Source organism: Microcoleus sp. B3-A4, from assembly GCF_036705385.1.
Taxonomy (GTDB): Bacteria; Cyanobacteriota; Cyanobacteriia; order Cyanobacteriales; family Microcoleaceae; genus Microcoleus.
Genome location: NZ_JAUBUI010000002.1, coordinates 46,369 through 71,104, shown reverse-complemented (window position 1 = coordinate 71,104; position 24,736 = coordinate 46,369). Strand labels below are relative to the sequence as shown.

General features: G+C 47.2%; 21 protein-coding genes and 1 pseudogene. 8 read left to right on the top strand and 14 right to left on the bottom strand.

Annotated features, from left to right (window positions below):
- Positions 1 to 20: 20 nt before the first annotated feature.
- A complete protein-coding gene (locus tag QUB33_RS01810; protein ID WP_333346433.1) occupies positions 21 to 212 on the bottom strand; it encodes a hypothetical protein in 192 nt (63 codons plus the stop codon).
- A 123-nt stretch (positions 213 to 335) separates the two neighbouring features.
- On the opposite strand from QUB33_RS01810, the gene QUB33_RS01805 reads away from it, so the two are divergent.
- Positions 336 to 533, top strand: coding sequence for a hypothetical protein (locus QUB33_RS01805; protein WP_333346430.1), 198 nt, complete (start codon positions 336 to 338; stop codon positions 531 to 533).
- 126 nt (positions 534 to 659) lie between these two features.
- Here QUB33_RS01805 and QUB33_RS01800 read toward each other — a convergent pair whose 3' ends face one another.
- Complete coding sequence (locus QUB33_RS01800) at positions 660 to 1,580, bottom strand: cation diffusion facilitator family transporter (protein WP_333346426.1); 921 nt, start codon at positions 1,578 to 1,580, stop codon at positions 660 to 662.
- 241 nt (positions 1,581 to 1,821) lie between these two features.
- Between QUB33_RS01800 and QUB33_RS01795 the strand changes: the two genes are divergently transcribed.
- Entirely contained in the window at positions 1,822 to 2,169 is a 348-nt protein-coding gene (locus tag QUB33_RS01795; protein WP_015174783.1) for a hypothetical protein, read from the top strand.
- A 117-nt stretch (positions 2,170 to 2,286) separates the two neighbouring features.
- Here QUB33_RS01795 and QUB33_RS01790 read toward each other — a convergent pair whose 3' ends face one another.
- Genes QUB33_RS01790 through mtnA form a run of 3 tightly spaced genes read right to left on the bottom strand, consistent with a single transcriptional unit; the run spans position 2,287 to position 4,804 of the window.
- A complete protein-coding gene (locus QUB33_RS01790; protein ID WP_333346422.1) occupies positions 2,287 to 3,132 on the bottom strand; it encodes a rhodanese-like domain-containing protein in 846 nt (281 codons plus the stop codon).
- Positions 3,133 to 3,147: 15 nt separating this feature from the next.
- Positions 3,148 to 3,738: a type IV pilin-like G/H family protein gene (locus QUB33_RS01785; RefSeq protein WP_333346419.1), complete on the bottom strand. Its 591-nt coding sequence runs from the start codon at positions 3,736 to 3,738 to the stop codon at positions 3,148 to 3,150.
- Between the two features lie 4 nt (positions 3,739 to 3,742).
- Complete coding sequence (mtnA, locus tag QUB33_RS01780) at positions 3,743 to 4,804, bottom strand: S-methyl-5-thioribose-1-phosphate isomerase (protein ID WP_333346416.1); 1,062 nt, start codon at positions 4,802 to 4,804, stop codon at positions 3,743 to 3,745.
- A gap of 529 nt (positions 4,805 to 5,333) precedes the next feature.
- On the opposite strand from mtnA, the gene QUB33_RS01775 reads away from it, so the two are divergent.
- Positions 5,334 to 10,772, top strand: coding sequence for an SdrD B-like domain-containing protein (locus QUB33_RS01775; RefSeq protein ID WP_333346413.1), 5,439 nt, complete (start codon positions 5,334 to 5,336; stop codon positions 10,770 to 10,772).
- A 493-nt stretch (positions 10,773 to 11,265) separates the two neighbouring features.
- On the opposite strand, the gene QUB33_RS01770 is transcribed toward QUB33_RS01775, so the two are convergent.
- The 4 genes from QUB33_RS01770 to petB form a co-directional block, all read right to left on the bottom strand.
- Complete coding sequence (locus QUB33_RS01770) at positions 11,266 to 11,811, bottom strand: hypothetical protein (protein WP_333346410.1); 546 nt, start codon at positions 11,809 to 11,811, stop codon at positions 11,266 to 11,268.
- A gap of 258 nt (positions 11,812 to 12,069) precedes the next feature.
- Positions 12,070 to 13,431, bottom strand: coding sequence for a cytochrome 450 (locus QUB33_RS01765; protein ID WP_333346406.1), 1,362 nt, complete (start codon positions 13,429 to 13,431; stop codon positions 12,070 to 12,072).
- A 731-nt stretch (positions 13,432 to 14,162) separates the two neighbouring features.
- Positions 14,163 to 14,645, bottom strand: coding sequence for a cytochrome b6-f complex subunit IV (gene petD, locus QUB33_RS01760; protein WP_172190422.1), 483 nt, complete (start codon positions 14,643 to 14,645; stop codon positions 14,163 to 14,165).
- A gap of 182 nt (positions 14,646 to 14,827) precedes the next feature.
- The gene (gene petB, locus QUB33_RS01755; RefSeq protein WP_333131877.1) at positions 14,828 to 15,496 is read right to left on the bottom strand and encodes a cytochrome b6; all 669 of its coding nucleotides are present in this window, start codon (positions 15,494 to 15,496) and stop codon (positions 14,828 to 14,830) included.
- 185 nt (positions 15,497 to 15,681) lie between these two features.
- On the opposite strand from petB, the gene QUB33_RS01750 reads away from it, so the two are divergent.
- Positions 15,682 to 15,915, top strand: a complete 234-nt coding sequence (locus QUB33_RS01750) for a hypothetical protein (protein WP_333346403.1) — start codon at positions 15,682 to 15,684, stop codon at positions 15,913 to 15,915.
- A 25-nt stretch (positions 15,916 to 15,940) separates the two neighbouring features.
- On the opposite strand, the gene QUB33_RS01745 is transcribed toward QUB33_RS01750, so the two are convergent.
- Entirely contained in the window at positions 15,941 to 18,775 is a 2,835-nt protein-coding gene (locus tag QUB33_RS01745) for a CHAT domain-containing protein (RefSeq protein ID WP_333346400.1), read from the bottom strand.
- Positions 18,776 to 19,177: 402 nt separating this feature from the next.
- Here QUB33_RS01745 and QUB33_RS01740 point away from each other — a divergent pair, with 402 nt between their 5' ends.
- The gene (locus tag QUB33_RS01740) at positions 19,178 to 20,809 is read left to right on the top strand and encodes a leucine-rich repeat domain-containing protein (RefSeq protein ID WP_333346398.1); all 1,632 of its coding nucleotides are present in this window, start codon (positions 19,178 to 19,180) and stop codon (positions 20,807 to 20,809) included.
- A 450-nt stretch (positions 20,810 to 21,259) separates the two neighbouring features.
- Entirely contained in the window at positions 21,260 to 21,487 is a 228-nt protein-coding gene (locus QUB33_RS01735) for a hypothetical protein (protein WP_333346395.1), read from the top strand.
- A gap of 114 nt (positions 21,488 to 21,601) precedes the next feature.
- Here QUB33_RS01735 and QUB33_RS01730 read toward each other — a convergent pair.
- Both QUB33_RS01730 and QUB33_RS01725 read right to left on the bottom strand, forming a co-directional pair.
- Positions 21,602 to 21,721 (bottom strand): annotated as a pseudogene (locus tag QUB33_RS01730) (calcium-binding protein); the annotation flags it as partial.
- A 3-nt stretch (positions 21,722 to 21,724) separates the two neighbouring features.
- Positions 21,725 to 22,060, bottom strand: a complete 336-nt coding sequence (locus QUB33_RS01725; RefSeq protein ID WP_333346714.1) for a calcium-binding protein — start codon at positions 22,058 to 22,060, stop codon at positions 21,725 to 21,727.
- A gap of 136 nt (positions 22,061 to 22,196) precedes the next feature.
- Here QUB33_RS01725 and ctpA point away from each other — a divergent pair, with 136 nt between their 5' ends.
- Positions 22,197 to 23,435, top strand: a complete 1,239-nt coding sequence (ctpA, locus tag QUB33_RS01720; protein WP_333346391.1) for a carboxyl-terminal processing protease CtpA — start codon at positions 22,197 to 22,199, stop codon at positions 23,433 to 23,435.
- A 226-nt stretch (positions 23,436 to 23,661) separates the two neighbouring features.
- On the opposite strand, the gene QUB33_RS01715 is transcribed toward ctpA, so the two are convergent.
- Both QUB33_RS01715 and psaM read right to left on the bottom strand, forming a co-directional pair.
- Positions 23,662 to 24,078, bottom strand: coding sequence for a slr1601 family putative cell division protein (locus QUB33_RS01715; RefSeq protein WP_190660161.1), 417 nt, complete (start codon positions 24,076 to 24,078; stop codon positions 23,662 to 23,664).
- A gap of 283 nt (positions 24,079 to 24,361) precedes the next feature.
- Positions 24,362 to 24,457 carry a photosystem I reaction center subunit XII gene (gene psaM, locus QUB33_RS01710; RefSeq protein ID WP_190660159.1) on the bottom strand — a complete coding sequence of 32 codons (96 nt, stop codon included), beginning with the start codon at positions 24,455 to 24,457 and terminating at the stop codon, positions 24,362 to 24,364.
- Positions 24,458 to 24,498: 41 nt separating this feature from the next.
- Here psaM and QUB33_RS01705 point away from each other — a divergent pair, with 41 nt between their 5' ends.
- The gene (locus QUB33_RS01705; RefSeq protein ID WP_333346387.1) at positions 24,499 to 24,732 is read left to right on the top strand and encodes a hypothetical protein; all 234 of its coding nucleotides are present in this window, start codon (positions 24,499 to 24,501) and stop codon (positions 24,730 to 24,732) included.
- Positions 24,733 to 24,736: the final 4 nt, after the last annotated feature.

Sequence of the window (24,736 nt, the reverse complement as noted above, 5' to 3'; positions counted from 1 at the left end):
AGCATCCGACAACATTATACTTAGCACTGCGACCATGTAAAACGCATTTCTCCTAACCCTCCGAACCTCATCGATGCAGTTTTGAAATCGCTGAACAGATCGATTTTGGAGGCTTGAATTTTGATTTTGGCAGAAGGCGATCGCTTTTTCACCAACTCAGGCGCGATCGCACTCACTCCCCCAAATCCAAATCGCTCGAAACATTTCTTCATCTTTCTCTGAATTAAGAGAATCGTCCGCTAAAACAGAGTAGGAGAATTTCCGCTACGATCGAGAGTAGATAGGCTAGCACCAGATAAAATAAAGTAAAAATTCCATCCGCACTACCCGTTGAGATGGCTGCGAGTTCTCGGTTCAAAAGTGGAGATTTTGCTACCTTGGCATTTGCGGGGGGAAATGGCTACAGAAATTCAAAATACTTGGAATTTCTACAAATAGAAAGACAGAAATCGACGACAGTCGATCGATCTATTGTGGAAAACTTGCCGATTCCTGTGGAAAACCCCCCTTTTCCTGTGGAAAACAGCAACTAAATTAAGTGCGATCGCTCTAACCCGATTGATAGGATTTAAAAAATTGGAGGAATTGGGGTAAGTAAAAATACTTTCCCGATTCTTCAATTAATCCGTGTATCCGTGTCCAAATCACTGGTTGTGCCTTCATTTTTCAGAATCGTAGCTAATTTGGTCGGAATGGTAAGCCGGCGGCTCAACGTGAATTAAGATGCGTACAGGGCTGAAACGTTCTTCCAAACGGGCTTCTACTTCTTCTGTAATCCGGTGAGCTGTTTCTACATCCACAGCATCCACAATCATGTGCATCTCAATAAAGACTTGACGCCCTACCACGCCACGGGAGGCGATCGAGTGACAATTGACAACCCCCGGTACATCGATCGCGATCGCGTGAATAACTTCCGGTGCGATCGCCATTTCATCCACCAACCAAGGCAGATTTTCCCTTAAAACCTTCCAACCGCTGCTAAACACCAAAACAGCCACAGGAAAAGACAAAAACACATCCAGGAATTGCAGTTGAGGTATATTCCAAACCTGCCCTTGCCAAACACCAATCAACCCGCCGATGACCATAATTGTCACCCAAACATCGCTCATCGTGTGCTGAGCGTCAGCCACTAAAATCGCGCTACCGAGACGTTGGCCAACTCTGCGCTCGTAAAAAGTGACAAAAATATTAATCCCCAGTACAATCATCAAAATCCACAGTTCATTTGGGGATATTTTGACAACTTTACCCCCGTTAATCAGCCTTTCGACAGCACCGCTGAGAATCTCAAAACAAGCAATTCCCAGAAAAGCAGCAATTCCCAGAGCTCCGAGAGCATCAAATTTTTGGTGTCCGTAGGGATGATCGCGATCGGGCTGCGGATTGGCATAATGATTAGTTACCAATCCTAAAATATTATTAGCGCTGTCCGTGACACTGTGCAAAGCATCTGCCAGCAAACTGAGGGAACCAGTCAGCCATCCCACGGCTGCTTTTATTGCCATCACCAGCAAATTTAGCAATAAAGTAATTATTAAAACCTTGCGGACTTCGGAACGGTTATCGGCAACCATAAAATCTCCTCGCTCGGCCGTCAAGTTTTCTGGTTTCTAGTTTAAAGCTTATCAAGTCATAACAGGTTAAAACTCTTGCTGAATCTAGCTTGCGACTAGATTTATATTCATTAATTTAGCCTAGCTTCTTGAGACAATTTTTAATTAATACCAGTTTCCCAGTCCAATTGAGCTGGAATGTACTTCTTTTGGGTTACTATATTTTTTATCATTAACAATTGTATGTTAAATTTCATTGCCCATGTCTCTTTCTCCGCTGACACTGAATTTAGTCGAAGGTTCTGTCTCCTTTAGCTTTTCCCCGCAAGCCGCGCGGGATTTGCAAAGCGAAATTGCAGCTTTGATGGAAAGCTTGAAAGCTGTAGCAGCCAAAACCGCTGGCGCTAAAGCTTCTCCCCAAAAACCGATGGAATATCGGTATGCAGGAGATGTATTTTTGGAAGTTTTCTGCAACCCGAATATCTGGCCAACTCCTTTTGCTGCGAAAGTGCTGATTACGGTTAGGGACGATCGCGTGCGCGTCACCACCGAAGCCGAACTCAGCCGCCTGCGCGACGATCTTGCTCAGTATATCGAACAAGTGGGTTGAGATTCTCAACCTCGATCGTTTGTAGTTAATAGGTTGAATCGGAATTTAGATACCATTCTCAAGAACAGGCTTTCTGGCCTGTTCCACAAACATTAAATTTTCTTGTGGGGTGGGCTTCTAGCCCGCCCCTGAAAGGCTTATTGAAAGGGGATAGCTATCTGCCGGCGAAGCCGACCATTCCCACATTGAACCTGCATAATTCTTAGCACAAAATCCCACATCTGTCAAGACACAAGTCAACCATGCAGAGCGAATTCCCCCGGAGCAATAAATCACAATTTGAGCTGACTGCGAAACTCCTTTCTGCTGCAAAATAGCGACAATTTCCCCGCGCTCCAGCAGTTTTCCCTGTTTGTCCATTAACTGTTTGTAATAGAGGTGAACCGCACCGGGAATGTGGCCGCCCCGCTTTTCTCCGTAAGGTGTTTGACCTGCATATTCTCGCGGCTCTCTGGCGTCAATAATGACTAAATTCTCATCTCCTAAAATAGCTTTCAATTCATCCCGCTGAATTTCCCAATCCGATCGGCGAGATATTACAAAATCTCCTGTTTTCGGTGGATTGTTTGCAGCTTTTACTCGATTAATTCCAGCTTTAATTAAAGCCCGATATCCTCCATCGACAAAAACGGCTTTTTCGTGTCCCAAAGTCCGCAACATCCAAACAATTCGCCCGTCTTCGCCCCACCCTTTCACGGAATCGGCAACGACTATGACAGGTTTGTCTTGACAGATGCCAATTGCTTGCAGTTTTTGAGTTAAAAGTGTGTTATTTTCGATAATTTTTCCCTTGTGGGGAAAGTGCGATTGAGAAAATTCCTGCCAAGTTACGGGAATAGCTGGCGGGAGACGGCAAAACCACTTTAAAATAGGTTGACGAGCATCTAGCAAAGTAGCTCCTTGTTCCCGCAATTGCTTAGCTAAATCGGCGCTTACTATCCAATTATCTGCCAAATTATACACTAAATTAGACCGGATTTATGGAGCAATTTTGCCTGTCCCCGCAGCGCAGTATAAATCCCGACCGTCATACATTGGATTAGGTGGTTTAATCTTGCCAGGACTAGCATTTAGACACAAGATTGTTTGGGTTTTGTTTCCTGCTAAAAAGACTCCACCAACAAAACTTTTGAGATTAGCTTGATTCGATACTGCATAATTAAAGACAACTTTGTTTTCCGTATTAATTGAATATTGGTAGTTGGCTGGGTCAGGTTTAATACCGAGGCCTAGATTAGAAACAGAACTTGTAAAACCCGTATTCTGTATATAGTAGGCTTGTTGAGCTTTATTCATTGCTGCCACATATTGTTTGGCTGCTGATTCCTGAGCTTTCAAGGTTGGCGGCCATTGAGCCTGAGCCACCGTAGCGAAAAAAACTGGCAGAGTTAGAGTTGTTATAACAACTTTCCTCTTCCTGTTTCGACAGCTATAAATCCCGCTTTTACCATTTCTTAAAATTTGAGTTTCCCTAGGGATACGGCACTGCCGTGTCCCTAAAGATGTCACGCTTTTTAAAAGCGGTATTATTTTGCTACATAACTGGTGGAAAGAGCGGTTGAGGAACATATAATTAAACTAATTGTTTTGCCTGAAACTGTTGCAAGGCCCAAGGAGCAACCGTGCCGTGTTCTGTGATTATTCCCGATATTAATTCCGCCGGAGTTACGTCAAAAGCGGGATTGTAAAATTCGACTCCCACAGGACAAATTCGCGTAGTTCCAACTTGATACATTTCAACTGGATCGCGTTCTTCAATGGGGATTTTGCTGCCGTCGGGAAGTTCAAAATCAATTGTTGACAGAGGGGCGGCGACAAAAAACGGGACGTTGTGAGCTTTGGCAACAATTGCTAAACTGTAAGTGCCAATTTTATTGGCGGCGTCGCCGTTAGCAGCGATTCTGTCTGCACCGACAACTACTGCGTGAATCATGCCGAGTTTCATGCAGTGGGCTGCCATATTGTCAGCTATTAATGTGACAGGAATTCCTTCTTGCACGCATTCCCAAGTGGTCAGTTTTGCACCTTGGAGACGGGGCCGAGTTTCGTCTGCAAAAACTCTTCCAAGTCTTCCTTCTCGCCAAGCAGAACGAAATACACCTAAAGCAGTACCGTAGCCTGCTGTTGCTAATGCACCTGCATTGCAGTGAGTTAGTAAGTTCAATTTTTCCGGTGTAGCGGGCAGAACTTCTAAACCTTTGTCGCCGATATCTTTACAAGTTTGCAAGTCTTCTGCTTGAATGGTTTTAGCCATTTCTAACAAAGTTTTTTGCACTTGTTCGACAGAACCGCTAGTTCTCTCGGCAGTCTTGAGCATTCGCGATATTGCCCAAAACAAATTAACCGCCGTGGGACGAGTCGATCGCAATAACTCGCCAACTTGTTCTAATTTAGTAAAAAACTCGGTACGATCGCCCGTTTCGATTTCTCGCGCCCCCAAGTACATCCCGTAGGCTGCAGCTACCCCGATCGCCGGAGCACCTCGGACTATCATAGTTTTAATCGCCTCAGCCATATCTTCGTAGCGACTAATTTCGACTACAGCGTATTCTTTCGGCAGCCGGTTTTGGTCAATTAGCAGAACTCGGTCTTCTTTCCAAGTGACGGGCGAAACGGAGGAGTTTTGAGCGGTCATCGATTTCAATTATGTGAGGGACAAGTTTCTATGATGCCATGAAGGCGACTATTCCTCTATGTTATGAGCCATACGCTGAATTTGCCAAAATCCCAGTCCTGCGGTTTGAGATTTGAGAGTTGAGATTTGAGATTGAATAATTGCTGGATACCTACCACTCTCTGGGTTTGGAACTGGCGCAGAGTTGGATTCTTTTTCACCAAACTGTACTTAGTAAAAAACACAACATTAAGTTGTGTAAATTATTTGGATATTTTTTGAAAGATTTCCGGAATCGGGAACAACCTACCTCTAGCTGGGGTCTGGTTTTTTTAAGTTGAGCATAAAAAAGTGCGATCGAGCAATTCTCGAGCTCCCACAAATTTACAATAATCATAAAAATAGATAAGTGTAAAGCTTTGTCTGTACAACTTTAACTGAGTTGCAGGCAGGATTTGTGGTAGCCGTATTTGTGGCTGGAAGTTCTGGCGCCGATCTCACGGAAACAACATTTTTGAAACCTACCTAGGTGCATGGGGGAAAGGTAATTATGAAAAACCAACAAATAGTCTTCGTAGATTCAGCAGTTGAAGATTGGCAGAGTCTGGCGGTCGGTGTTAAAGCGGGTTTAGAGGTAATTTTAGTTGATCGGGCGCGGGACGGCATCGAACAAATTGCCGAAGCACTGCAGAGCCGCAAAGGTATAGAAAGCGTTCACATTATTTCTCACGGGGAATCGGGAAGTTTGCAGCTAGGGCAAACTAGCCTGAATTCCGACAATTTAGAAACATATCGCGACAGTTTGAAACGGTGGTTTTCGTCATCTGTCAACTCACTTCAAAATCGATTTGAAATTCTGCTTTACGGTTGCAACGTAGCAGCAGGTAAAAAAGGAGAAGCTTTCGTACAAAAGCTGAGCAAGTTAACAAAAGCTAATATTGCTGCTTCAGCAGATATTACCGGGAGTGCCCAAAAAGGCGGAAACTGGGTACTTGAATACGCTACTGGAGCTATTAAAACAGGATTGGCGATCGAGCCAGAGGTAATGGCAGGCTATAGACACACATTGGCTACTTTTATTGTCAGTAATACCGCTGACGCTGGACCGGGTTCGCTGCGACAAGCGATTACGGATGCGAATGCAGCGGCCGCACCACCACACACTATTAACTTTGCCATTGGTACAGGCCCGCAGACGATCGCGATCCTCTCTTTCTTACCAAATATTAACGTTCCCACAATCATCGACGGCACTAGCCAACCGGGGTTCGCCGGCACCCCGCTGATCGAGATCGATGGATCGGGTGCAGGTGCTCTTAGCAGCGGTTTTCGTGTCTTGGGTGGTGGCAGCACCTTGCGCGGATTGATCGTTAACGGCTTCGGCAACACCGGCATTTCCCTCGAAAGCAATGGCAACACCGTAGCGGGCAACTACATCGGTATCAACGCCGCCGGCACCGCGGCCTTGCCCAACGGCTTATTTGGCGTCGCCGTTCAGAACGGTGGCAGCGACAACATTATTGGCGGGACTGCACCGACGGATCGCAACGTCATTTCTGGGAATACAGGCGACGGTATCGTCATCGTCGGCGGTACAGGGGGCAACCAAGTGCTCGGCAACTACATCGGCACCAACGCTGCAGGCACCGCCGCCTTGCCCAACACCAGTGGAGTTAGCATCGTCGGCGTACGGGACAACACTGTTAGCGGGAATGTCATTTCCGGCAACAGCAATAGCGGTACGGTCATTGTCAATCCCGGTGCCACGAACAACATTCTGACAGGCAACTTCATCGGCACTAATTTTGACGGCACCGCCGCTGTCCCTAACAGTGGTTTCGGCGTAGCCATCCAGGGAGGTGCAACCAACAATATCATTGGCGGAACGACCCCAGCGGCCCGCAACATTATTTCCGGCAACGGTAACGGTGTCGCCCTTGTTGACCCCACCACTGTCGGCAACTCCTTGTTCGGCAACTTCATCGGCGTCGCGGCCGACGGTACGACTCCGCTGCCCAATACTACTGGGGTATTGATTAACCTCGCAAACAATAATGCGATCGGCGGTACAGCAGCCGGTCAAGGAAATACGATCGCCAGCAACCTCGGTTCAGGAGTAAACCTCCTCGCCGGTACCGGCAATAGCATCCAAAACAACTCGATCTTCGCCAACCTTGGCTTAGGCATCGACCTCGGCAACAACGGCATCACCGCCAACGATGCAGGCGACGCCGACACCGGTGCTAACAACTTCCTAAACACCCCGGTACTCACTACCGCTACCGCCAGCGCGGGCAGCGTCACCGTCGCGGGAACTTACAACGGCATTCCCAGTGCCAATTTCACCCTCCAATTTTTCGCCAACAATCCCCCGGGAACCCAAGGTCAAACCTTAATTGCTTCTATCCCGGTAACTACTGACGCCGCCGGCAACGCTGCTTTTAATCAAACTTTCCCAGCAGCCGTCACCGCAGGCCAATTAATCACCGCGACAGCAACCGACGCCGCCGGCAACACTTCGGAATTTTCCGCACAGCCTGTTCCCGTTGTCGTACCGCTGAGTACCATCGCCGGCATCAAATTTAACGACATTGACGGCAACGGCACTCAAGCTGCCGGAGAACTTGGCGTTCCCGGAGTTACTGTTTTTCTCGACACCAACGGTGACGGCATCCTCAGTGCCGGCGAAACTTCCGCAACTACCGGGGCTGGCGGCACTTTCACTTTCGGCAACTTGCCTGCTGGCACTTACAGCGTCCGGGAGGTTGTACCGGCTGGAAGCCAGCCAACTACTCCCAATCCGGTTGCAGTCACGCTGGCAGCAGGCCAAACTACTCCTTCTACAGTTAATTTCGGCAACCAAGCAATACCAGTACCGCTGAGTACCATCGCCGGCATCAAATTTAACGACATTGACGGCAACGGCACTCAAGCTGCCGGAGAACTTGGCGTTCCCGGAGTTACAGTTTTCCTTGACACAAACGGTGACGGCATCCTCGGTACCGGCGAAACTTCCGCAACTACCGATGCTAACGGCGGCTTCAATTTCCCCAACTTGCCTGCTGGCACTTACAACGTTCGGGAAGTTGTACCCGCCAACAGCCAGCCAACTACTCCCAATCCGGTTGCAGTCACGCTGGCAGCAGGCCAAACTACTCCTGCTACGGTGAATTTCGGCAACCAAACCATACCCGCTGTACTCGGCAGCATTACTGGTATAAAATTTAACGACCTTGACGGCAACGGCACTCAAGCAGCCGGAGAAGTTGGTGTGCCCGGAGTGACTGTTTTCCTCGACACTAACAACGACGGCATTCTCGGTGCCACAGAAACTTCGGCAACCAGCGATGCTAACGGCAGCTTCACTTTCCCCAACTTGGCCTCCGGTACTTACAACGTCCGGGAAGTCGTGCCGCCAAACAGCCAGCCAACTACTCCCAATCCAGTTGCAGTCACGCTGGCAGCAGGCCAAACTACTCCTGCTACGGTGAATTTCGGCAACCAAACCATACCCGCTGTACTCGCCAGCATTACTGGTATAAAATTTAACGACCTTGACGGCAACGGCACTCAAGCTGCCGGAGAAGTTGCTGTGCCCGGAGTGACTGTTTTCCTCGACACTAACAACGACGGCATTCTCGATGCCACAGAAACTTCGGCAACTACTGGGGCTGACGGCAGTTTCAATTTCCCCAACTTGCCCTCCGGCACTTACAACGTTCGGGAAGTCGTGCCGCCATTCAGCCAGCCAACTACTCCCAATCCGGTTGCAGTCACGCTGGCAGCAGGTCAAACGACTCCTGCTACAGTTAATTTCGGCAATAGCCTGCAGACGGGCACCATAACTGGCATTAAATTCAACGACACCAACGGTAACGGCACTCAAGATACCGGAGAAATTGGCATCCCTGGCGTCACGATTTTCCTTGACACTAACAACAACGGCAGTTCAGACACCGGAGAAATCCAAGTTACTACCGGTACCGATGGCAGCTACAGCTTCCCCAACCTGCAAACAGGCACTTACAACGTCGGGGAAGTGGTGCCGACAGGTTTTACACCAACCACCCCTAACCCCCGAACCGTTCCCTTAGATCCAGGTCAAACTTCCACTGCCAATTTCGGCAACCAAGCAGTTCCGCCAACACCAACACCAACACCGACTCCGACTCCGCCTCAGCCTCCGACTCCAGTCCAACAAAGCACCATCAGCGGTCTTAAATTCAACGACAGCAACGGCAATGGTACTCGGGATGCGGAGGAAACTGGTCTTTCGGGAAGGCAAATTTTCCTCGATGTGAACGGGAACAACTCTTTAGATTCGGGCGAAACTACTGTTACCACTAACAATTCTGGTAATTACAGTTTCAACAACCTCAATCCCGGCACCTACAATGTGCGGGAGGTGCAGCAGACTGGCTGGACGCAAACTACTGCTAATCCGGCGCCGATTAATCTGGGCAGTGGCGAAAGTCGTAGTGGAATTAATTTCGGCAATTTCCAAAATATTAGCATTAGCGGCAGCAAATTTAATGACCTCAATAATAATGGGGTTTTGGATGCTCAAGAACCGCTCTTGCCGAACTGGCAAATCTTCCTTGACGCTAACAGCAATAACTCTTTAGATGCTGGAGAAGTTAACACTTCAACTGATAGTTTGGGCGGCTACAGTTTAGCTAATTTAGGGCCGGGGACTTATCGAGTTCGGGAAGTAAATCAACCTGGTTGGACGCAAACTACTGCCAATCCTGCTGATATTATTGCTGTCAGTGGCACTAATGTTAGCAATATTAACTTTGGGAATTCCTTCGCCCAAGTCCAACCAACACCAACACCAACACCAACACCAACACCACTACCACCGCAAGAAGGACAAGATGCTGACTGCATTTGTGAACAAATAGTTTTACCAAGCATTGGCAGTGTTCGTGGCCCGAGTTCTGTCACTAATACCCGCAACGGTACTAATGGCAACGACACTATTTTCGCCACTAATAACGGTGACGAAATAAATGGCTTTGATGGCGACGATTTGTTGGCCGGGCTGCGGGGCAATGATAATATTTACGGGGGACTTAACAGTGCTTTCCCGGTTGGCCCAGATATAGACAGCGACTTGCTGTTTGGCAATGAGGGTAATGATTACCTCAATGGGGTTGCTGGAGAGGATTTAATCTTTGCGGGCAAGAACGAAGATGTTGTTTACGGTGGCAAAGATGACGACATTATTTTTGGCGACCAGGAGAGCGATACTTTAATTGGTGACCAGGGTAACGATGTTATCTACGGGGGAACTATTAACCCCTTCGACCCGGATTTGACTGGCAACGATTTGGTGTTCGGTTTGGCGGGCGATGACTTCCTCAGCGGGGAGAAAAATCAAGATACGATCGCCAGCGGTGAGGGTGATGATACAGTGCGTGCCGGCAAGGGCGATGACTTAGTTTTCGGCCAATTGGGCAGCAACCTGCTGTTTGGCGATGAAGGAAGTGATACTATCTGCGGTGGCGAGGGGGAAGATACAGTGTACGGGGATATTGGTAGCCCCCTCCCCATTGGTTCTACTGGCGGAAAAGACCAAATATGTGGCGGTTTGGGCAACGATTTGCTGTTTGGCAATGAAGGTCAGGATACTGTCAATGGGGAGGTCGGGAACGATACTCTTTACGGCGGTAAGGATGAGGATAGTTTGTTGGGCAGTGCTGGGGACGATTTCTTGTTTGGAGATCAAGGGAATGATACTCTGATTGGAGGCACCGGAAACGATCGATTTATGTTGGGTATTGACCTCGGCAGCGAGACTATTTTAGACTTTCAATACGGTATCGATTCGATCGGCTTAATGGGTGGTCTGGATTTCTCCCAACTAAGCATTGTAGCCGAGAATAGTTCTACCCTCATCCGAGTTACGGCTTCCGGTCAACTTTTGGCAACTCTCAATAATGTGCCTGCCAGCGTGATTACTGCCACAGATTTTGCTCTCCTCTAGTGCGATCGACCTAATTAATTAGGTGAGAATATTGTAGGGACGATGGATTAAGAGACGGTTGGCGAATCAAAAAAGGGTGAAACCAAACATCTTACTGCAGATTCCACGTTGTTTGTGAAGTACACCCCTGATCCACGAATCCCCGTAGGGACAAGGTATTGCCTTGTCCCTACTACTTTATGAACCTGGAATACGGTGTATAATCATGGCAAATAAACTCTGATGAGCCAGAAGTAATATCGTTTTCGATTGCACGGCGCCGTGTCCAACCTGTGGGTAATATTAATTCTGATGCTACCGCAGTTGATATGACTCGGGGTCGAAAAACTGAATGGCTGAGCGTTAACTGTTGACTCGATTTTATGATTCCGATGCAACCGAAAACGATATCACATCAAACTTGGCATTGTATAGGTCGTCGGTTCAAACCCCGCCACTTCGAGCGACAAAACCCGCCTAACGAAGCGGGTTTTGTAATTTTTGTAAAAATTTATCACTCTTTGGCAATGATTAAACAATCACTTTCAACTTTAGACAGCATATCTGGAAAAGCTGATGTGTAGTTGCCATCTTTGTCTACAACCCTGCGGAGTATATATCCGCTCTCAGCAGGTCGGCCGAAAAACGAGTTTGTGCGATGCCAGATATCTCCATTCGGAGTGTTCGGATCTCGATCAATCAAAAAATCTACAAGCCACTGCGGCACAGACCATCCAAACACTATCGGCGTGATGTGCCCGTGCTGCAAAGTTGCATCCGAGAATCGGAACAAGTAAGTTATTCGAGAGAATTTGACTAAATAAAGTAACATCCGTCCTGCCATTGATGAATGAAATGTCCAGATAACAGGGTCAAAAACGCGCAGCAATAACGTCCGTTCGGCAGCATTCCAGTCTGAACTGTACATCGTCAGACAATGGTCTGGTAAAACATTCCCGTCCATAAAAAAGATACCTTGCAGGACTTCGGGTAACTCGGCTGGATGTTCTACTTTCATCCAATTCGCGATGTCTTTTAGTTGCTTTTCTTCGATTAACATGGTATTATTTATCCTCAAAATAGTTGTGTTTTGGTTTCCTATTAGATACCCCCTTGATTTCTTAGTCGATCGATAGATAGTTTGTGTGGCGTGCGGTTTCAACTCACATCTTGCACCATTCTCAATAAGGCTTTTATGTGCGGGCAGGATGCCCACCCCACAAGCAATTAATTCTTTGTGGAACAGGCATCTTGCCTGTTCTTGAGAATGATATAATATCTCAGTTTCAACCGCTGTCCGATCGAGCTTTTGGATTGATTACGTCTGCAAATTCGGCTCAGAGGCTCGGCGCACTTTGCCTACCGTACTCACGACATCCACCAGCATCTTGAGTGCGATGTCTTTACCGGGGCAAATCCGTCCCGCACTCCGATCGCCGACGGAATGAAATCCCATATGAAAAGGGCAGAGATTCTCCCGCTTAGGGTTGAATTCGTATACCGTAGAGCCCCAGAAACTCCCGTCTAGCAGCCCCAGGCTGAGCGGTATCAATACCTTGGTTCCGGCAGGGAAGGTGCGCTCTTTGCCCGCTACCGTTGCGGTGAAAGGCTCTGTCGCGACTCGGTGCGTGGCGCTGACGGGAGCCCAGAGGCGGGCGCATTCCAGGAGGAAGAGCTCGATCGACTGGCGATCGTCCAAATCGAGCCTATCCCAAAAATCAGTCGGGTTAATTTGGGCCGTCTGCTGTCCTTTATAGGCGGGGAGAGGGCGATATCCCATTGCCGTGTAGCCTAGGTGCAGGGGGCCTTGCATTCCCGCTATCCCCATAATCGATGTCATCAGCTTCGCCAATTCCCGCTTAGTCATGCCGTTGTTTTCCGAGCTCTCCTCGAAGTCGGCTAAGGCTGGGGAATTTTCATAGATAGTCGCTGCACGCTCGATTAGAGCGGATAAATCCCCGTGTCCAAAGAGGTTCAGGCTTTGCAGCAGGTTGCCGATGACGGCGAAGTAATGCAGCGGGCTTTGGCGGGTGTAATGCAATTCGGTGAGAAGTTCGATCGACTCTGAATCGTCTGGATTAATCCCAAAGATGACGTAGTGCAGGTATCGGACTAAAAATCCCATCCAACCCCGCTTGACATCGGTAAAAAACGCTCCCCCCGCACCGTGTGGCATTTGGGCATAATCTGCGGCTAGCCGATCGAGCAACCGCCTGCTGATTTCGTCTCCTTGGCGATCCGCTGTCGCACTGTTGAAGAGATATTTTTGCATACAGCTTCGGAATGCTGCGTGGTTGCTGCTACCATCAGTTTCGCGATCGGACAAAGACAGTAGAAAAAGGTTTCTGCCGCCGACATCTTGGTTGGGGGCGCTATCGGGATCGAGTACAGAAGTACCAAGCCGCCATCCCCGCGCCTGGGGCGATGTGAGTGCTTTTTCCAGGGTGTCAAACTCTCCCATCACGACTTGCCCCGCGCAGCAAAAGTTGGCTCCGAAAGCCAGCCGTTTTATCGGCAAATAGGTGGGTTCGTTGGCAATCAAACCCTCAATCAGGGCGATCGGCGGTAGCATCGTTTTGCTGAGACTTTCTTCCGGGTTTTGCAAAGCCCAAACCTGAAACTCGTTCAGGGCCGGGTTCATCAGCGATGAGAAAATAGTATCTAAATTTAGGTTCATCATAATTCCTCCGAGAATCCCTCGCCATAACCCGCTTTGCATTTAGCAGCAAGAGGGTATTGAGCGGCTATTGAGCGGGTATTCAATCCCACTTAATTGCCAAAATCAGTAAGTATAACTATAGCCATCTTTATTTGTAAACGCAGTGGCAATATAGATATAGTTTTACTGAATATGTCTGCGCCCAAGTCTAGCCTTGTCCCGGAGATTGAGTGGAATTTTTAACGATTGCTGGTAAGTAGATCTACTTTCTGCATCTAAAGTATTAGCCCCAATCTCTCAGAGCCAGACCTAACCATAGATATTTACAGGAACTTGCCCCTACAAAATACTATGGTTTTCTTTGTGATTATATAGCAATCCTAAATCATTTGTGAATTTATTACTCCCTCCCATTACTAAGGGGACGGTTGGGCTGGGGTCAAAAAATTACGACTCATTTAAGATTGCTATATATATATTTAGATATAATATTTTAGGCTTCTGTCTGCTTCTGAATTTAAGTGAATAAAATCAGAGAATTAATTACTGAATATTATTAAATAATAGAGCTAAAAATACCCAATCCCCAATCTACAATCCTTCAATTCTTCAATCTAAAATCAAATGCCATCCCCAATCCCCAATTCTTCAATCTAAAATCTAAAATCAAATGACGCCCGCTAAAGTTTCCCACGAGTACAAAAGCACTTTACAGGAAATCCGCAGGCGTCAAAATCAAGCAAACTTAAATCTTAGAAAAGACCCAGAGTGAAAGATTTGTCGATCGGGAAAATAGCACCAATACCCAACCACAGAGTTACCGCAGTTCCCAACAGGAAAACAGTAGTAGCAACAGGGCGGCGGAACGGATTTTGAAACTTGTTAACGCTCTCAATGAACGGAATCAAAATCAAGCCAAGGGGAACAGCAGCCATGCAAGCAATACCCAACAATTTGTTAGGCAAAACGCGCAGGAGTTGGAACACAGGCCACAAATACCATTCCGGCAGAATTTCCAGCGGAGTAGCAAAAGGATCAGCCGGTTCTCCAACCAAAGCCGGGTCGAGTACAGCCAAACCGACGCAAAGAGCAAACGTTCCCATGATTACTATAGGGAAAACGTAGAGCAAGTCATTAGGCCAAGCTGGTTCGCCGTAATAGTTGTGACCCATGCCCTTAGCGAGCTTAGCGCGGAGGTCTGGATCGCTCAAATCTGGTTTTTTGATAATAGACATAGTGAGAGTGTTCTCCTTTTAGTTTTACCCGGGCCTGGGATTCCGCTGTATTCGTTAGTCTGAATCAGCGGCGCGATCGCAGGAAGTATTGACCGTAAATAAATATCATGAGTGATGAATTCTGAATTTTCAACTCAAAATGCAGCGGGGGGCAAAAAAATACCGCCCCCACAACTCAAAACTTACAACGGGCCAGAGATACCTTGCTTGCGAATCATCAAGAAGTGAGCCAGCATGAACACTACAATCAGCCAAGGCAACACAAATGTGTGCAAGCTGTAGTAACGAGTCAAAGTGCCTTGACCGACGCTGACACCGCCACGCAGCAGTTCAACCATCAAAGAGCCGACAACCGGGATGGCTTCGGGGACGCCCGAAACGATTTTAACCGCCCAGTAACCAATTTGATCCCAAGGCAGCGAATAGCCGGTCACGCCGAAAGAAACAGTGATGACTGCCAAGATTACTCCTGTCACCCACGTTAACTCGCGGGGCTTTTTGAAGCCGCCGGTCAGGTAAACCCGGAAGGTGTGCAAAATCATCATCAGTACCATCATGCTGGCAGACCAGCGGTGGATGGAGCGGATCAGCCAGCCGAAGTTGACTTCATTCATCAGGTATTGCACTGAAGAAAAAGCTTCTGCTACCGTAGGACGGTAATAGAAGGTCATGGCGAATCCGGTGGCAAACTGGATCAGAAAGCAAACTAAAGTAATTCCGCCCAAGCAGTAGAAAATATTGACGTGCGGGGGTACATACTTTGTAGTGATGTCATCGGCGAGCGCCTGAATTTCCAGGCGTTCCTCAAACCACTGGTAGGTTTTTGAGTCGGTGATTTGTTTAGAAAACATGGAGCCAGAATTCCTAAAAGAATATTGCTGTGGTTGAGGTTCAGGGCAGCAGCCACAAGGTTTTTTGTCGCCCCGCGCCGAGCAGCTTGCTTTTACTAGCAAATGCCTGAGGCTATTTTTTTAATTTGGAGCTGACGAAAGGAACTCTATTGTGCGATCGCCTGCAAGCCCTGGGAAACTAAGCGGTGGCTTGTCCCTACTCGCTGGCGTTGCCCGATCGAATTCCAGACTGTGATAAAAAATGTAACATAATTGCCGTGCAATTTTCACGCTGGCGATCGCTTTTTGGACACTTAAAAGGCTTTTTTCGGAATCTCAACATCCGCCCAAGCTACTATGCGGGTAGGGCTGAGCTACAGAAAGCAGTCCGAGCCGGAAACAGGTTTGCCGGGAGAGGCCAAATTTCATCTCGATCGTAAAACTTTACCTTTTGGGTCGATCGATTCACAAACCATTGCCAATCAGAATAAAAGGTGCCCAGTAGAAGGGGTGGCTCAGGCTGTTACTCAGTTGTGACGGCGCGCTGCTAATGGGTTGTTGTCCTAATGCTACAGAGTTGCCTGTAATCAGGGCAATTTGCGCTTGGCGTAAGGCTTCGGCTTTGGTCATATTCTCTTGCTTCAAGGCGGCATAGAAGGCATCCATCAAGACTTGCGTGCCACCATCGTCTACGTACCACAACGTGGAGATCGCAGCCCTAGCGCCTGTACGCTGCACCTGATAGCCAAACCCCAAAATCTCCTCACCGTTACCTAATCTGCCGCCTACAGCCGTTTGGCAGGCACTCAGGACGATTAAATCCACCTTGGGTAATGACCAGGTTTTGATCTCTCGTAGCGTGGCGCGATCGCCATTCCCGAACATAATAAAAGAATCTTCCGGTTCACCAACTAAAAAAGCCGCGTGAGTCGCAAGATGAACAATTGAATAATCATTCATCAACAACACAGTATCGCGGTTAAATTGATTGTCCAATAGTTTCATTGTACCCGGAATTGTCGTCGCTAAATTTTCCACTTCTCGACCCGCAAACGGCAGTCCCGACATTGTGAAATCTCTCGTCCCAACTTTGAACTGATAACTGCCTTGGGTAAAAGCAGCCGCTATAACTTGCAAATCATTTTGAGGTTTTGTATTAAAATCAGTCAGACTGGCAGCAGTAATATTGTTAATGCGGAAGCGCTCCACTAACCATTGTTTGCCATCATGTAAGGCAGCAAGCGGAATATAGCGCAACTGTCCATCAGGCGCGTAGATAATAGTTTTAGCATCGGCTTGTGCTAAGTCTTTTTCAATCGGTTTAATCAACAATTGGTAAAGCTTTTGACCCGCAACTTCAGAATCGGCAATATTGCCATTCCGATTTGTTATATTACGACGAAAATCAGCAATAGCACTATTAAGTTCTTCCCGTTTCACAGCCACCGTGCGGCGAATCGGAGGAGAATAAGGGGTAACTAAAATCAGTTCCAATCGCTCATCCAGAACCAAGGGATAGAGAATAACAGCATTTTGTTGCAGCTTTTGGAGGTTGTCTCGTAAACTATTGAAATTGGCAAGATTGAGAGTTTCTCCACCCGTGACTTGCCTCAGTTGCGCCACCAGTGCAGTTACGGTTGGACTTTTGAGGAATTCTTGAAACTGTTGAGAAATTTCTTGCTGATTTTTTCTCAAATCAAGAATACGCTGTTGCTGGGCGGGGGTTCTGTTAGCAGGTGGAATCTTTTCGATGTTGACGAGTTCTTTACCGAGTTGAATTGCTTTATTTAAAAGGGCTTCGTAGCCTTTTTGAATTTGCTGTTCTGAGGGAGTATTGGGAATTCCTTGAGCAGTTTGGTCGTTGCCGCGCACATTGCTGAGATAATCTTCCAGTTCTTGAATTTTGAGTAAATCAATCACTTGTTGGGCTTCGAGAACTCGGTCTTGTTTCAGGAGGAGATCGGCTAAGTGGCGATAATCTTTAGCAATGGTTTCTGTGTAGGATTGCTGGAATTCTTGAGGAAGTCCCTTGATATTCTTGCGAATCACTTCTCTGGCGTTTACTGATTGCTTGAAGAACACAATCGCCAATTCGGGCTGATTCTGTTTCTCTAGCAAGTACCCGATGTTTTTGAGAGCGTGTCCTTCATCCGCCTTGTCGCCAAATTCCTGGAGAATTACCAAGGCTTGCTGATAAAAATCCCAGGCTAATTCATACTTTCCTTGCTCAAAGTATACTTGACCAATATTACTGAGAATTACCCCTTCCGACTTCGTGTAGCCAAGTGGTTTGAGAATGGTTAAAGCTTCCTGCAAGAACTTCAAGGCTAATTCATACTTTCCTTGTTTGAGGTAAACAACCCCTATATTGTGGAGCGTTCCTCCTTCCAGGTTCTTTTTGTCTGTTTTGTCATCAATTGTTTTGAGGACTGCTAAGGCTTCCTGATAGAACTTCAAGGCTAATTCGTAATTTCCTAGCCTGGAGTGATTGCTCGCGATCGCGTTGAGATTTCTGACTTCACCCCCAATGCTGCCAATCGCGCCCCTGCTGTCAAATACAAGTAGTACACGTTCTCTGGAGATTTCTAAGGATTCCTGATACAACTTCAAAGCCAGTTCGTACTGTCCTAGCGCCTCGTAAAGCCTCCCCGCGTTAAACAGCTTTGACAGCCTATCTTGCGCGAAATAGGGTGGAGGAATAGCTAAGGCTTGCTGATAGAAATTCAAGGCTAATTCATACTCTCCCAGGTTAGTGTAAGCTATCCCAATTAGGTTGAGAGTTAACCCTTCCGCTTCCTTCTGACCAAGTTTTCTCTGAATAACCAGGAGTTGCTGAAATTTCTCTAAAGCTTCTCGATATTGACTTTGCTTGGCCAGTTGACCACCTTGATCGGCGTAAATTCTCCCCATCAGGTTGAGGTTTACTAATTCCCCCTCCCCATCGCCTACCTCCCGTAGAATAGGCAAAGCTTGCTGGAAGTAATCCAAGGCTTGCTGATATTCTTCCTTGTTGTAGTAAACATATCCAATGTTGTAGAGAGTTTCTCCAATGCTTGCTTTGTCCCCTATTTCTTGATAAATCAATAAGGCCTCCTGGAATTTCCTGATAGCTCCTGCATAGCTGTCGCTTGCATTCAGATATTCACCTTCTCTGAACAGGCGATCGCCTATAGCTTTCCGATCTTGATTTGTTTGCGCCTGCGCGACTAAAGGCGAGAGACTCAAGGTAGATGGTAACAAGGGAGAGATGAGCGAAAGCAGCAGAGTGGCAAAGCTGAGGCTGACTAGATGTAGACGCATGGTTCAATCCTCGATCGACAGAAAGTACAGATTGCTGTCAATGTGACATATTTCTCATCGATAGTGATGATATACACTATCTTTGAGGATATGCACTATCTTTATTTAACTATACTGAAGGCGATATCTGAAATACGTAGGGTGCGTTAGCGACAGCGTAACGCACCATTTAACCCGGACGGTGCGTGACGGCAATTCTCCAATGTTACCATTGATTTTAGTCATTTTGGCTCTCTTGGATTTGTGGTTGGAAGTGTATCGAAAATTACAAAACTTTAGTGATGAAATCGCTGAAATCCTTACCCTAAGACACATAAGCTATATCAATCACCGGATAGCCAGGAGAGCCGTCATTTTTAGCCGTCTCACACCCTACTTAATCTTATGCGGAGTTGATCTACTATGAAATCGATTAGCACAGTTGCTCTGATAATAAATATGTGGGCGTTCAGTGGCTGGGGATGGGGAATCGCTCAAGCCGCCGAACCTAATAGCGGGAGTTCTTTTAAAGAGTGGTGCCAAAAGCAAGCCAGTTTGTCAGCCGAGGCGAGAATCACTGTAGAGGTGCTGTTAGCAAAAGCAGGTACAAATGATTGCGAACTCGCTGCCAAAAATCTGTTAAGTGTCACTAAACTTTACCTCCACCAGGAAGGGATCAGCGACCTGAGTCCCTTATCAGAATTGATAAACTTGGAAGAGCTTTACCTCCACAGCAACCGAATTATAGATGTCAGCCCTTTGGCAAGATTAAAAAACCTTAAGGAGCTTTCTGTCGGCGGCAACCAAATTGCTGATCTCAGCCCTCTAGCAGGACTAAAAAACCTTAAGGAGCTTGACCTCTACAACAACCAAATTGCTGATGTTAACCCTCTAGCAGGACTCACAAATCTAACTAGGCTTGCCCTCTACAATAACAAAATTACTGATGTCAGCCCGCTAGCAGGACTCACAAATATAACTGGGCTTAATCTTGACAAAAACCAGATTGCAGATGTTACAGCTTTGGCAAGGCTAACAAACCTAACTTGGCTCGCTCTGATTGCCAACAAAATCGCAGATATCAGCCCTCTAGCAGGACTGACAAACCTGAAGAGGCTTGACCTTGAAAGTAATCAACTCAAAGATATCAGCCCTCTAGCAGGACTAAACAACCTGAATAAGCTTAACCTCGAAAACAACCAAATCAAAGATGTCAGCCCTCTGGCGAGACTGAAAAACCTGAAGGAGCTTATCCTCACTCTCAACCAAATCAAAGATGTCAGCCCTCTGGCAGGATTGACTAATTTGTATTGGCTTAATCTTCGCTTCAACCAAGTAGAAGATATCACCGCTCTGGCAAAACTGGCAAATTTGACTAGGCTTTATCTGCAAGATAACCAAATTAAAGATGTTAGTTCTTTAGCAGGAATGACAAAGCTCAAGCAGCTCGATCTAGAATACAACCAAATCAAAGATGTCAGCTTTTTAGCAGAAATGACAAATTTGGAGAAACTTAACCTTGAAGGTAATCAAATAGATGTCAGATCTCTGGTAGGACTAAAAAACGTAAGTTCGCTTAACATTGAGAATAACCAAATCAAAGATGTTAGCTCTTTAGCAGGATTAAAAAATCTGAGTTCGCTTGACCTCGACAACAATCAAATCGAAGATGTTAGTCCTCTAGCGGGACTGACAAACCTGACTTACCTTTACCTTGAAGGCAACCACATCAAAGATGTCGGCCCTCTGGCGAGGCTGATAAATCTGAAGTTTCTTAACCTTAAGGGCAAGCAAATTGAAGATGTTAGTCCGCTAGCGGGACTGACAAACCTCACTGGGCTCAATCTTGAAGGCAATCAAGTGAAAGATGTTCGCCCTTTGGCAAAACTGATAAATTTGCGATCGCTTAATCTCCGCTTCAATCCAGTTGCAGATTTCAGTCCTCTAGCAGCACTGAAAAATCTGAGTTCGCTTGAGGTGGCAGATAATGCGATCGCGCGGCAAAGTTGTCCAGTCAGTGGGTTAGTCAGTGGGTCAGAAGTTTGCCAGTTTTGAGAAAAATGCGTTGCTGAACTTGCAAACCCTCTTTCCGATCGGAATTTACCAAGAATTTCTTGATGGTACCCGCCACGTGATTTATCCGTGGAATCAATCCAAAATCGAAAATCTAAAATCCTCAATCCCCCGCATTTATCCGTGGGGTCGCCTCTAAAATCTAAAATCTAAAATCTAAAATCGATTGACTCTAGTGTATCTCGAAGCCAGTTGTTGTTACCGGGACTTGATCGAACACTATCTTATCGGGACTTACGCATTACCCCTATATATAGTGTCCTGTAGGGGCAATCCCCCCGTGGTTGCCCCTATCCTTGAGCCTCGTGCGTAAATCCTGTCATATCATGTTCGGTCGATCGACCATCAGATAATGGCAATGGAAGGGTTTACAAAATTTCGGATTTGTGCAGAAGATTAAAGCGAATCCGCCCATTAGGAAATCACGGTCAATTGACCGAACATGATATTACTTATTGCGCTAGATCGATCGAACGAACGCGATATTGCATCGTTGGTATGGTGCGTCGCTACGAGATCGCTGCTATTAGCGATAATTATCATAGCCACGCACCATACTTGAAGGGGAGTTCGATCGCAACTCAAGTAGTTTTAACTAAAATCAGCATCGCAAATCAAGTAGTTTTAACTAAAATCAGCGATGGTAATTTGGTTGGCTGATACTCCATTGAGACTAGCTAGAATTTGGTTAGTTGCTGTCAGTAGAATTAAAGTTGAATTGTTGCTATGGATAATAGAGAGTTGCGAGAAAGTTAAATTTTTAGCAAGTGCGAATCAGTCGATACCATCCGCAAAATCGAAAATGATATCGCTGCCAGAATTGGCTGAAATTAAGAAGCGATCGCTCCCATTTCCTCCTATCAAACTGTCATCGCCGTTTTCACCGCTGAGAAAATCTTATCCGTTACCGCCAAGCAGAATATCGCTAGCTGGACTGCCGTAAAGACTGTCATTGCCTTCACCTCCACTCAAGCTATCTTGACCGCGATTTCCAAATAGGATATCTTCCCCATTATTGCCGAACAAAATATCGATTCCTTTGCCGCCGTAAACAGTGTCATCGCCGTCGCCACCGTCGAGGGAATAATTGCCTTGATTGCCGTGTATCCAGTCGTTGCCGCCCAAACCGCTGAGAGTATCATTGCCGCGTTTGCCGGCCATTGTATCGCTGCCGCTATCGCCGGATAGGCTGTCGTCGCCGTCAGTACCAGTGAGATTGGAGTTAGCTGCGATCGCTTATATTTATTTACAAGTGCCAGCGGGACGCTCGCGATCGTTCAAAAGGCGAGTTAAATCTGCAACAGCTTTCCCAGCGTACAAACGTAAAATACATAAAATGTAATACTTACTGGTATTTTACAGAACAATCATGCACAGACGAGTTTTCCAGATTGCTATTTTACTTTGCCTCCAAGTCGTCCTAGTTCTAGGTGGGTGGGCGCAGCCTGCCGCGGCCCTGACTCCTGAACAGCAGCTATTGAGCGAAGCTTGGCGAATTGTTAACCGCTCTTATGTGGATGACAAATTCAACAATCACAATTGGTGGTCGATTCGCGAAAAAGCTGTCAAGCAACCGCTTAACGACAGACAGCAGACTTACACGGCTATTCAGGGGATGCTGGCGAATCTCGACGACCCCTTCACTCGACTGCTGAAACCCGAACAGTACCGCAGCTTGCAGGTCAACACTTCGGGAGAATTGACGGGTGTGGGGCTGCAAATTGCGATCGACCCCCAGACAAATACCCTGACAGTGGTGGCTCCTTTGGCCGGCTCACCGGCGGATAAAGCTGGCATCCAACCCCTCGATCGCATTCTGAAAATTAATGGCACTCCTACCTCAGAATTGAGCCTAGACGAAGCAGCAACTCGAATGCGCGGCCGCATCGGCACTGCCGTTACCTTGACCTTGGGGCGCGAGGGAAGGGACGCTGCTGAGGAAATTGAGCTAGTGCGCGATCGCATTGCTCTGAATCCGGTTTACGCCGAATTGCAGTCGGGGTCGGAGAATTTGCCGCTGGGCTACATTCGCTTGAGTCAATTCAGTGCTAACGCTACTGAGGAAGTCGCTCGCGCGATCGACCGCTTGGAAAAACAAGGAGCTGCCGCCTACATTCTCGACCTGCGGAACAACCCGGGGGGACTGTTGCAAGCAGGAATTGAAATTGCCCGCTTGTGGCTCGATTCCGGGACGATCGTCTACACGGTGAACCGACAAGGCATTCTCGGCAGTTTTGAAGCCTCTGGACAAGCCCTAACTAACGATCCGCTGATTGTTTTGGTGAACAAGGGAAGTGCCAGTGCTAGCGAAATTTTGGCTGGTGCCCTGCAAGATAACGGCAGAGCTCAACTGGTAGGAGAGAATACTTTTGGCAAAGGGCTGATCCAGTCGCTGTTTGATTTATCTGACGGTTCCGGGTTAGCCGTGACTGTTGCTAAGTACGAGACACCGAACCATAAAGATATTAACAAGCTGGGGATTGCGCCCGATCGCGTAGTGCCTTGGGAACCTATCGCGCGCGATCAAATTGGCACCGAAGCAGACTTGCAATATCAAGCTGCACTGCAACTACTTAAAGATAAAACCGTGCTGGCAAAGTCAGTATAAGCCGGAGTGTGAAGTTTTGAGCTTGCAGCAGGCGTCAATACACAGGTCTAAGTCTGTCTCTGCGTTTCGTTCGCAAGGACAGACAACAACGATCCTAAAAACTCTTTAACTCAAAAGTGATATCACGTTCCGACAGATTCATCTGTCATTGTTCGCTGTGCGAAGCAATGACATAAAAGAATGATGCACGTCGGACGTGATATCAAAACCCAAAACTCCGCTTCCGTTAAGGTTGCGGGGTTGATTCCTCGGCGTCAGGTACCTCGGCTTCTTGCAAAATCACCGGACGCTGCTGCGGGTCAGCTTGGTTGCTTTGCTCTTGCATCACAGTTTTAGCAAGGCTGGGGTCAAAGTAGCGGTTAAAGTCCGATCGCGACTGATTTACTCGCCCTTGGGTAAGATTGACTTCAGCTTGGATTTCGTGCAATTTTTCTTGCACCGCCCGGTAGTGAGGCCAAAGCTGAAGCAAAGCAGAAGTGGCACAGACTGAAAGTACCATGTTGACTGCCAACTTGACCCCTGTTTCTGCAGCGAGGGTTTGGTGAGGGTAGGAACGCTGGCGACTGCTGCTGCGACGAGGAGTAACCCGAGGGGAGTTTTTTACAGGACGCAGTGGGGTAACGGTGGGTTGAATCGCTTGCATAATGTTTTTTCAAATACCTGAGACTGACGTTTTAGAGTTCAAAGAGCAAATTCAGAGCTTAACGCACACTCGCCGCTGTTTGTCAGGGTGCTGACAGCCACAATTGTTAAGACAAAGTGAGGCGTGAAGACGGAATTTCCCCATAAAAATGCCTGCCCTTGCAGTCTCGTCTTGCTGAACACAAACAATCTACTGCACTGGGGCAGCAATTGTCTGTATCTGTAATCCGAGAGATTTAACTGGTCAGGCAGGCATTTTGCGGTTCGCAACTGGTGTCTGGAAACTATTTGTACAGTTCAGTTGACAGCCGGAAAGCCATGATTCCGGGAATCAAAGCTATTACGAGCGCTACGTAGACTTGGGTATCTGTTAAAGACATATTCGCAAAACTCCTTTTCGCGGGCACGAGCTTTCACTAATTTGAGACAAATTGGCGCTTTTGGGAATCATTTGTTACAACTTGCAACACAAATGGTGCGTCCGGGGATGAGTGACCTAGCGGCCGAGTGGCGCAGCGGCGCAGTTTTTGAGTGTCGGAGGGGGAGAATTTGGGTGTTGGATAATTGCGGGATGATTGTGATTGTTTTGTGGGATGGGCGCAGCAGCCAGAAAGCGTGTATTTTCATAGCAGGCGGGACGCCTAACCCACAATAAGCCT